The organism is Stutzerimonas stutzeri, assembly GCF_051028275.1.
GTDB classification, from domain to species: Bacteria; Pseudomonadota; Gammaproteobacteria; order Pseudomonadales; family Pseudomonadaceae; genus Stutzerimonas; species Stutzerimonas stutzeri_AS.
The window spans coordinates 3,934,863-3,942,500 of sequence record NZ_CP069269.1 but is presented as its reverse complement, the minus strand read 5'-3'; the positions used below and the strand labels follow the sequence as shown (position 1 = coordinate 3,942,500).

Annotated in this window: 5 protein-coding genes and 2 rRNA genes (1 of these 7 cut by a window edge); 3 read left to right on the top strand and 4 right to left on the bottom strand. The window is 58.5% G+C overall.

Features of this window, described 5'->3' with window-relative positions; translation table 11 throughout:
• Positions 1–1,488 (top strand): 23S ribosomal RNA (locus JQR87_RS18380) (it extends 1,403 nt beyond the left edge of the window).
• A gap of 154 nt (positions 1,489–1,642) precedes the next feature.
• A 5S ribosomal RNA gene (gene rrf, locus JQR87_RS18375) occupies positions 1,643–1,758 on the top strand.
• 479 nt (positions 1,759–2,237) lie between these two features.
• Here the strand turns inward: rrf and JQR87_RS18370 are convergent.
• The 4 genes from JQR87_RS18370 to JQR87_RS18355 all read right to left on the bottom strand — a co-directional run bounded on the left by JQR87_RS18370 (position 2,238) and on the right by JQR87_RS18355 (position 6,249).
• Positions 2,238–2,687, bottom strand: a complete 450-nt coding sequence (locus JQR87_RS18370) for a DUF2147 domain-containing protein (RefSeq protein WP_407294437.1) — start codon at positions 2,685–2,687, stop codon at positions 2,238–2,240.
• Positions 2,688–2,790: 103 nt separating this feature from the next.
• Entirely contained in the window at positions 2,791–3,729 is a 939-nt protein-coding gene (locus JQR87_RS18365) for an alpha/beta hydrolase (RefSeq protein WP_407294438.1), read from the bottom strand.
• An 8-nt stretch (positions 3,730–3,737) separates the two neighbouring features.
• A complete protein-coding gene (locus JQR87_RS18360; RefSeq protein ID WP_434157921.1) occupies positions 3,738–4,094 on the bottom strand; it encodes a DUF2218 domain-containing protein in 357 nt (118 codons plus the stop codon).
• Positions 4,095–4,110: 16 nt separating this feature from the next.
• Entirely contained in the window at positions 4,111–6,249 is a 2,139-nt protein-coding gene (locus JQR87_RS18355) for a TonB-dependent siderophore receptor (RefSeq protein ID WP_407294442.1), read from the bottom strand.
• A 175-nt stretch (positions 6,250–6,424) separates the two neighbouring features.
• Here JQR87_RS18355 and JQR87_RS18350 point away from each other — a divergent pair, with 175 nt between their 5' ends.
• Positions 6,425–7,393: a helix-turn-helix transcriptional regulator gene (locus JQR87_RS18350; protein ID WP_407294444.1), complete on the top strand. Its 969-nt coding sequence runs from the start codon at positions 6,425–6,427 to the stop codon at positions 7,391–7,393.
• Positions 7,394–7,638 lie beyond the last annotated feature (245 nt).

Here is a 7,638-nt window from a genome sequence, read left to right as displayed (position 1 = left end):
CGATGGGGGGACGGAGAAGGCTAGGCCAGCTTGGCGTTGGTTGTCCAAGTTTAAGGTGGTAGGCAGAGATCTTAGGTAAATCCGGGATCTTAATGCTGAGAACTGATGACGATCCTTCTTTTAGAAGGAGAAGTGGTTGATGCCATGCTTCCAGGAAAAGCCTCTAAGCTTCAGGTAACTAGGAACCGTACCCCAAACCGACACAGGTGGTTGGGTAGAGAATACCAAGGCGCTTGAGAGAACTCGGGTGAAGGAACTAGGCAAAATGGCACCGTAACTTCGGGAGAAGGTGCGCCGGTGAGGGTGAAGGGTTTACCCCGTAAGCTCATGCCGGTCGAAGATACCAGGCCGCTGCGACTGTTTATTAAAAACACAGCACTCTGCAAACACGAAAGTGGACGTATAGGGTGTGACGCCTGCCCGGTGCCGGAAGGTTAATTGATGGGGTTAGCGCAAGCGAAGCTCTTGATCGAAGCCCCGGTAAACGGCGGCCGTAACTATAACGGTCCTAAGGTAGCGAAATTCCTTGTCGGGTAAGTTCCGACCTGCACGAATGGCGTAACGATGGCGGCGCTGTCTCCACCCGAGACTCAGTGAAATTGAAATCGCTGTGAAGATGCAGTGTATCCGCGGCTAGACGGAAAGACCCCGTGAACCTTTACTATAGCTTTGCACTGGACTTTGAATTTGCTTGTGTAGGATAGGTGGGAGGCTTTGAAGCGTGGACGCCAGTTCGCGTGGAGCCATCCTTGAAATACCACCCTGGCAACTTTGAGGTTCTAACTCTGGTCCGTTATCCGGATCGAGGACAGTGTATGGTGGGTAGTTTGACTGGGGCGGTCTCCTCCTAAAGAGTAACGGAGGAGTACGAAGGTGCGCTCAGACCGGTCGGAAATCGGTCGTAGAGTATAAAGGCAAAAGCGCGCTTGACTGCGAGACAGACACGTCGAGCAGGTACGAAAGTAGGTCTTAGTGATCCGGTGGTTCTGTATGGAAGGGCCATCGCTCAACGGATAAAAGGTACTCCGGGGATAACAGGCTGATACCGCCCAAGAGTTCATATCGACGGCGGTGTTTGGCACCTCGATGTCGGCTCATCACATCCTGGGGCTGAAGCCGGTCCCAAGGGTATGGCTGTTCGCCATTTAAAGTGGTACGCGAGCTGGGTTTAGAACGTCGTGAGACAGTTCGGTCCCTATCTGCCGTGGACGTTTGAGATTTGAGAGGGGCTGCTCCTAGTACGAGAGGACCGGAGTGGACGAACCTCTGGTGTTCCGGTTGTCACGCCAGTGGCATTGCCGGGTAGCTATGTTCGGAAGAGATAACCGCTGAAAGCATCTAAGCGGGAAACTTGCCTCAAGATGAGATCTCACTGGAGCCTTGAGCTCCCTGAAGGGCCGTCGAAGACTACGACGTTGATAGGTGGGGTGTGTAAGCGTTGTGAGGCGTTGAGCTAACCCATACTAATTGCCCGTGAGGCTTGACCATATAACACCCAAACAATTTGATGTTTGTGTGTCAGACGGTTGAAGTCGACAACAAACCGAAAAGACGCAACGCTCGCAAAGCGAACCGTACAAAGCAACACCATCACATACCCAATTAGGGGAAGCGACTCAACACCGACTCCCCAACCGAATTGCTTGACGACCATAGAGCGTTGGAACCACCTGATCCCATCCCGAACTCAGAAGTGAAACGACGCATCGCCGATGGTAGTGTGGGGCTTCCCCATGTGAGAGTAGGTCATCGTCAAGCTTCTACACCAAACCCCCGATCTTCTAACGAAGGTCGGGGGTTTGTCTTTGGGGCTGCTGATAATGGTAAGTCGAGTCGACCAGGTCGAGTCGGACGCAAGCTTGCTCTGGAGTCGATGCGCGGGCATCGATACGCAATGAAGCTCCTAGGTGCCGATCATAGGCATCCTGCGGCCTGATCATTTTATGCTGTGATGCTGTGATGCTGTGATGCTGTGATATCGAGCCTAGCCAGCTTTGACCGCCACTCCTGTAGGCATAGCTGCGCCATCGCTTCCTAACCGCAGCCAGCCGCTTATCAATGGCTGCTATAGAACGCCGCATCGGTGTGTGAGCGACGTGGTGACCAAGCTTGAGCCCTGGTTAACGTCAAGGTGCGCGAGGCCGTGTATCGAAGCAAAAATTCGTGACGCTGACTTGGCTGGCTGCTCTGTGCACTTCGAGAGCCGGACTATCAGGCATCCCGAATGCCAATGGCAGTTACTGGCGAACCCATGTCTGTGTGCGGCCCAATGCCTCGATGCCGATGTAGCCGCGTACCTCGAGCTTGTCACCGTCATCTAGCAGTTTAGCCTTGGCGCGGTAGGTTTTGCCCTTGGACGGGTCCAGAATCGTACCGTTGCTCCACGCTTGCGCGCCGTCCGGCTTAAGATCCCAAAGAATAGTCATTCCCGTGATGGGCTGATCCTTACGATCGTCGTCGCATTCACTGCAGACCGGATTCGGCCCGTGATCCGAATTGAGTATTTCAGCTACCTTGCCGCTAAGCGTGCCGTCAGGGGCCTGCTGAATTTCGACGATGGACTTGGGCTTTCCGGTTTCGTCGTCAATGGTCTGCCAGCGACCGGCAGGGGATTCGGCGGCGAAGGCCAGGGACGACGACAGCGAGAGCGGCAATGCCAGCAGCAGGGCATTAAACAAAGGGCGCATGGTTTCTCCAATGATCGAATAGGCGACGCCGACTCTAGCACTGGAGATTTCGTTGCGCTGGTCTTGCTTGACTGACTGGCCGGTTCTTGTCGCTTTCGCGGCCTCAGTCGTCCCGGCTGCGGGATGGGGGAAACCCTACAGCGGCTGCCAGCGCCAATGCATCAACCGAGCTATGCGTGGCATTGGTGCCATGGTTGGCCCCAGGGAACAGTCGAAATTCGCTACGCAGGCCCCGTCCGGAGAATCGCTGCAGCCGGTCGACCAGGTCTTGCGCATTGCCGACCATGCGTCGTTCGGCCATGTGTCGCTGGCGTGGATTGTCCATGGGGGCATCCGGGGCGGGCTGCTCGGCGCCGCCTGCGGTGACCAGCAGGCGCGCGTTGAGGGGCCGTTCGGCGAACTCTCGTTCGAACTCGGCGAGCACGCGCTCTATGTAGCCCTTGTACCACCAGATCGATGGGCTTGCAGCAACATAACCTTGAAAAGCCTGTGGCTGGGTAAGCAGCGCGTAGAGCGTAAAGAGGCCCCCATAGGAGTGCCCGAACAAGGTTTGCCGTTCGGCATTTACGGTATAGCGCTGAGCGATCATCGGTTTGAGCTCGTGCTCGATGAAAGCCAAGAAGTCTTTGGCTCCGCCCGATGGAGGCGGCTCGCGGCCTGGCAGGCGCTGGCGGTCCTCAGCCTTGGGTGTGTAGTCCTCTGCGCGCGCCTTGAAGTCGTACAGGGTGTCGCCGGGATAGCCGATACCGACCACCAGAACCGAATCGCGCAGGTTTGGGTCGGGCCGATTTTCCAGTGCCTGGGCCTGGATTGCCAGGCCCGGAAACAGGGCGTTACCGTCGAGTACGTAGAGCACGGGGTAGCCGCCCGGTGGAGGCTCATGGCGCGGCTCGGTGATGAAGATGCGATAGTCCTTGCCGGTGTGCTTCGAATGGATGTCGCGCTGAGCGATGTGCGGTAGCTGAACCGGCTTCCAGACAGGATCTTCCATCGCCTTGGTCGGCATGGTGGCCAACCCCAGGCTAGCAACCAGGGCGAACAATGCGCATCTCATGGCTCGGATGACCCGTGGTGACTTGGCAATGGCCCATCCAGCCAGTCCACCTTCAATGCCTCTTCCCCAGAGAAGCGATGGAGGTGGTCGTCAATGACGAAACGCAGGCGCTTTTCCGCTTCGCCGGCCTCGGCTTGACAGTCAATCAACAGCTGATCGGCCATGGCAACCATCCGGCATTGACCGAAGTCGAACTCTACTTTCGCCTGATGTTCATCCAACTCGACCTCGGCCTTGTGTGCGAAGTGTTTGCACAGGCGTGTCATGTTGCGCGAGGCACGTGGCGTTGCGACCTGGGCGTGAAACTTGGGCATGGTGATCTCCTGTAGGTCGCCGCCGGTACGCAAATGCATCGGCGGCTCGAGTGGATCAGAACTCGTATCGAGCGCCAACCGTAAAGCTGCGTGACGGGCCGTAGAAATTGAAGGTGCCAACGCTTCCGACGCGTGAATAGTATTTGCGATCGAGCAGGTTGTTTACGTCGAAGGTGCCGGTCAACTTGTCTGTAATCGGGTAAGACAGCTTGGCATCGACGACTGCATAACCAGGTGCGCTCAAGCGTGGGCTGCCGGCGCGCTCGATGGAGAAATCGCTCATGGCCGTAACTCCGCCTCCGATGCCCAGTCCACGCAGGGCGCCGGCTGGCAAGGTGTACTTGGTCCACAACGAAGCCTGATGCTGGGGCATCAGCGTAAACAGCGCGTTGTCGTCGCCGGCAAGGTTCTCGGTCTTCATATAGGTATAGCCGGCCAGCAGTTCCCAGTCGGGGGTCAGATAGCCGCTGACTTCCAGTTCGCCGCCGCGGATGCGGGTTTTGCCGGTGGCCTCGAAGACGCCTCTGATCGGCACGCCGTTGTCATCGATTGCACCAGTCGCGCGGTTCTCGTCGGTAAGTTGGAAAGCGGTGATGCGCGCGTTCAGGTCTCCGCCGTAATAGCTGCCCTTGATACCCACTTCGTACTGCTCGCCTTCGCGTGGGTCAATGATGCGGCCGTTGGCGCTGACCTCGCTCTGCGGCTTGAATACCTGCGAATAGCTGGCGTATAGCGAGTGCTGGTCGTCCAGATCGAATACCAGGCCGCCGTAGGGCGTCACATAGCCTGATTCGCGAACGTCTTGGGCGGCGCTGCTGTTGTCGCCGTCGAAGCTGCTAACCCGTGCGCCGCCGATCAGCGCCAGTCGCTCGATGGGACGAAAGGTCAGCTTGGCGTAGAGACCAGCTTCGCGTTCGTCGGTTTCGGTTGGAGTGCCAAAGGTGACGTCAGGTTTTCTGGTCTCGCTCGGCTGATAACTGTCCACATTGATGGTGCCGAGGTTGCCGCGAGCGTCTGCATACTCGGTCTCGTAGTGCTTGAAGTCGCTGCCGATGACGAATTCGCTGACTTGACCGAGCAGCTCGAACGGCTGGCTGTAATTAGCATCGACAGCGAGCGTGTCCTGCTCCAGATCGCGGGCCGTATAGGCCAGGCTGGTGGATCCGGTGTTCACGTTCCGCGCGCTGAAGGCATAGAGATAATTGGTTGCGCGCTTGGACCCGCGCACCGCGACGCGCCCATAGGCGCCATTGTCGAAGCGATGGCTCAGCTCAGCGACGATATCTGTGCTGCGGCTGTCGAAATCGCCCCAGTCGGCGCCCAGGTAGGTTGAGCGGCTGAACTCTTCCAGGCTGCCGTTGATGGCGGCCGGATAGCCGTTGTGCGGCAGGATGTCCTTGGTCTGGTGGATCAGCCCGAAGGACACGACGGTGGCGTCGGATAGGTCAACGTCCAGTGCACCGTAGAAGCTCTCGCTGGTATTGGCGTTGTAGTCGACCTCGCCATTGGTGTCGGCTCGCGAGATGACGGTGCGACCGCGCACGCGACCTTGCTCGTCAAGCGGGCCGGACAGGTCGGCTTCAAGGTAGTTGGTGTCCCAGCTGCCGTAACGCCCGGTGACGCTGCCCTGAAATTCGCTGGTTGGGCGTTTTCGCACCATGTTGACGATGCCGCCCATCTCGCTCGTGCTGTTGAACAGGCCTGACGGGCCGCGCATGACCTCGACCCGATCGTACGGCGACAGCGAAGGCAGCGTGCCGTTGATGCTGGCCATCGGCGCGGGCAGACCATCGATGTTGAACTCGTCGTATTCGTAGCCGCGTGCGTAGATCGACGAGCGGCCGCTATCGTTGGTCAGGGTGCGCAGACCGGTAGAGTACTTGGCCAAGTCGTCGAGGTTCACGAACTGCCGATCACGGATGTAATCGCTGGTATAGACGCTGATCGATTGTGGAATATCGCGCAGCTCGGCTGGCGTCTTGGTGCCGACAGTAGCGGCCGGTACGGTATAACCGCCGCTCTGCTCCGACGAGGGCATGTCGTACAGGCGATTGCCTTCGACGGTAATGCTCTCTAACTGGGCTGGCTCGGCCTGCGTGGCGACGCTCTGCGCCAGCGCGCTCAAAGGAAATGGTGCGAGCAGCCCGGCGAGCAGCACTGGCCGAAGGCGTGGAACGTTGAGATATCTAACCATGGGCGGCTCCTGTCGCAATGAGCGTCGAACGGAGTTGGCAAGCGTTCGCGCCATCTAATGATAATGATTTGCATCGAGCATTGTCGACGCGTAGTCTGCCATGCGTCCGGTTGACGAACCTTTGCGTGACCGAACATTTGCTTTGCGATCACTTGCGTTCGAGAGGCAGCGCGGCATGAATCAACCTGATCACATCATTCGTGGCGAAGAGTTGCCAGCCATGAGCAGGCCGGGGCTGCGTCTGTCCAACGAGGATGACGACCGCCTGCTTTTCGGCCGGGTGAAATGGGCGCAGCTGCGCGATGGTCTTTCTCTGCACTGGTCCGACTGTGAGGAGCTACAGGACTTCGTCACTGAAAATGTGGTCGGCCCGCGCTTGTCGTTCGTGCTTTTTCTCAAGGGTCATAGCCAGGTCAGCTATGGTGACCTGTCGCTGACGCTTGGCCACCCTTCGACAGGGCGGGCACCTGAAGGTGTGGCCGTGTCGATGAACGAGCCTGTCCAGTTCCGCCGCCAGGCACGCCGCGGCAGCCATATCCGCAAGCTTGTGGTAAGCCTGACACCCGATTGGTTCGAGGGCCGTGGCGAGGTGATCGGTGCGACAGATGGGGCGATTCGCAGCTTCATGGCCAGTCATCTGGCGCCGCGTGTCTGGAAACCCTCGCCACGTCTGCTGTCGCTGGCCGACCAGATGCTCAACCCACCGGGTTACGACGCCTTGCTGGCGAGTCTGTATCTCGAGAGCCGGGCGCTGGAGATTGCCTGCGAGGCGTTGGCGAGCCTTGGCCGCAGCGCGGCCGCGGTCGAACCTGGCTTGCGGCCTCAGGAGTACCGACGACTGAAACGGATTCTCGAACTGCTTGATAGCGGAGAGGCCGACGATTGGAGCCTCGATCAGATCTCCCGAGAAGCGGGAGTGAACGCCACTACGCTACAACGCCAGTTTCGCTTGTTCAAAGGCATGACGATATTCGAATACCAGCGTGCACGGCGATTGAACGTGGCGCGTGAGGTTCTGGAGCGAGAAGGCGCCAGCGTTATCGAAGCCGCTTGGCGCGCCGGTTACAACAGCCCGGCCAACTTTGCCACAGCGTTCAAGCGGCAGTTCGGCATTTCCCCGAAGCAGGTGCGTGCACGGGTGTGAGCTGATGAGCTGTGAGTCCCACCGATGCCATCCGATTAGTGAGCGGCGGAAGCCGATAAACGGCTGACTCTTATAGCCAACCGTCTGGCACTGCTTCGGAAACAATCTGTTCCGGACCGCCAACACGGACCGCACGGCTCTCTGCAAGCCGCTGCCGGGTGCTCTTCTCAAACTGTTTATAGGCCCCATTCGTCGGCAGGCTTTGCTGGACGCAATCCCAGCGTTCAAGTCAGTCAGGGTTATGC